This is a genomic window from Paenibacillus tabacirhizosphaerae (assembly GCF_040812395.1).
GTDB lineage: Bacteria > Bacillota > Bacilli > Paenibacillales > NBRC-103111 > Paenibacillus_E.
This window is the reverse complement of sequence record NZ_JBFNXH010000052.1, coordinates 1-2,538: the sequence shown is the minus strand read 5'-3', so window position 1 is coordinate 2,538 and position 2,538 is coordinate 1. Positions and strand designations below refer to the sequence as shown.

Below are 2,538 nucleotides of genomic sequence, written 5' to 3'. Positions count from 1 at the left end.
GATCTGGAAAGGTCCGGCATAGAAGGTAAAAGCCCTGTAGCCCAAAACAAACGTATGCCTAGAGGGATCCTGAGTACGGCGGGACACGTGAAACCCCGTCGGAATCCGGCAGGACCATCTGCCAAGGCTAAATACTACCTAGCGACCGATAGTGAAGCAGTACCGTGAGGGAAAGGTGAAAAGCACCGCGGAAGCGGAGTGAAAAAGAACCTGAAACCGTGTGCTTACAAAAAGTCAGAGCACTCTTTATGTGTGATGGCGTGCCTTTTGTAGAATGAACCGGCGAGTTACGTTCCCGTGCGAGGTTAAGTCGAAAAGACGGAGCCGCAGCGAAAGCGAGTCTGAATAGGGCGCTTGAGTACGTGGACGTAGACCCGAAACCGTGTGATCTACCCCTGTCCAGGGTGAAGGTGAGGTAACACTCACTGGAGGCCCGAACCCACGAATGTTGAAAAATTCGGGGATGAGGTGGGGGTAGCGGAGAAATTCCAATCGAACTCGGAGATAGCTGGTTCTCCCCGAAATAGCTTTAGGGCTAGCCTCGGATGTTGAGTTGTGGAGGTAAAGCACTGATTGGGTGCGGGGCCCGCCAAGGGTTACCAAGTCCAGTCAAACTCTGAATGCCACAAACTTAAATCCGGGAGTCAGACAGTGAGTGCTAAGATCCATTGTCAAAAGGGAAACAGCCCAGACCATCAGCTAAGGTCCCCAAGTGTGTGTTAAGTGGGAAAGGATGTGGAGTTGCACAGACAACCAGGATGTTGGCTTAGAAGCAGCCACCATTGAAAGAGTGCGTAATAGCTCACTGGTCGAGTGACTCTGCGCCGAAAATGTAACGGGGCTAAACACGCCACCGAAGCTATGGCTCGTGCATGAATTTGCACTTGGGTAGGGGAGCGTCGTATGTACGTTGAAGTCTGACCGGAAGGACAGGTGGAGCGCATACGAGTGAGAATGCCGGTATAAGTAACGAAAAGATCAGTGAGAATCTGATCCGCCGAAAACCTAAGGGTTCCTGAGGAAGGCTCGTCCGCTCAGGGTAAGTCGGGACCTAAGGCGAGGCCGAAAGGCGTAGTCGATGGACAACAGGTGGAAATTCCTGTACCACCGTAGCCGTTATGAGCGATGGAGTGACGCAGAAGGATAGTGACGCGAGCTGATGGATGCTCGTCCAAGCAGTGAGGCTGGTTAGTAGGCAAATCCGCTAACCGTAAGGCTGGGCTGTGATGGGGAGGGAAATTTAAAGTACCGAAGGTCATGATTTCACACTGCCAAGAAAAGCTTCTAGCCAGGCGAAGGTGCCCGTACCGCAAACCGACACAGGTGGGTGAGAAGAGAATTCTAAGGCGCGCGGAAGAACTCTCGTTAAGGAACTCGGCAAAATGACCCCGTAACTTCGGGAGAAGGGGTGCCTCGGTAGGGTGAATAGCCCGAGGGGGCCGCAGTGAAAAGGCCCAAGCGACTGTTTAGCAAAAACACAGGTCTGTGCGAAGCCGCAAGGCGAAGTATACGGGCTGACGCCTGCCCGGTGCTGGAAGGTTAAGGGGAGTGGTTAGGGGTTAAACCCGAAGCTATGAACCGAAGCCCCAGTAAACGGCGGCCGTAACTATAACGGTCCTAAGGTAGCGAAATTCCTTGTCAGGTAAATTCTGACCCGCACGAATGGCGTAACGACTTGGGCGCTGTCTCAACGAGAGATCCGGTGAAATTTTAATACCTGTGAAGATGCAGGTTACCCGCGACAAGACGGAAAGACCCCATGGAGCTTTACTGCAGCTTGATATTGGACTTTGGTACGATCTGTACAGGATAGGTGGGAGCCGTTGAAGCCTGAGCGCCAGCTTAGGTGGAGGCGCCGTTGGGATACCACCCTGATCGTATCGGAGTTCTAACCTGGTACCGTGAACCGGTATGGGGACAGTGTCAGGTGGGCAGTTTGACTGGGGCGGTCGCCTCCTAAAATGTAACGGAGGCGTTTAAAGGTTCCCTCAGAATGGTTGGAAATCATTCGCAGAGTGCAAAGGCATAAGGGAGCTTGACTGCGAGACAAACAAGTCGAGCAGGGACGAAAGTCGGACTTAGTGATCCGGTGGTACCGAATGGAAGGGCCATCGCTCAACGGATAAAAGCTACCCTGGGGATAACAGGCTTATCTCCCCCAAGAGTCCACATCGACGGGGAGGTTTGGCACCTCGATGTCGGCTCATCGCATCCTGGGGCTGAAGTAGGTCCCAAGGGTTGGGCTGTTCGCCCATTAAAGCGGTACGCGAGCTGGGTTCAGAACGTCGTGAGACAGTTCGGTCCCTATCTGTCGCGGGCGTAGGAAATTTGAGAGGAGCTGTCCTTAGTACGAGAGGACCGGGATGGACGTACCGCTGGTGTACCAGTTGTCTCGCCAGAGGCATAGCTGGGTAGCTATGTACGGAGGGGATAAGCGCTGAAAGCATCTAAGCGTGAAGCCCCCCTCAAGATGAGATTTCCCAGTATGTAAGACCCCTTGTAGACGACGAGGTTGATAGGTTCGAGGTGGAAGTGCAG

1 rRNA gene is annotated in these 2,538 nt (G+C 53.5%); it reads left to right on the top strand.

Annotated elements, in window-relative coordinates:
- Positions 1-2,538: ribosomal RNA gene (locus ABRS97_RS27870) — 23S ribosomal RNA — on the top strand; the annotation flags it as partial.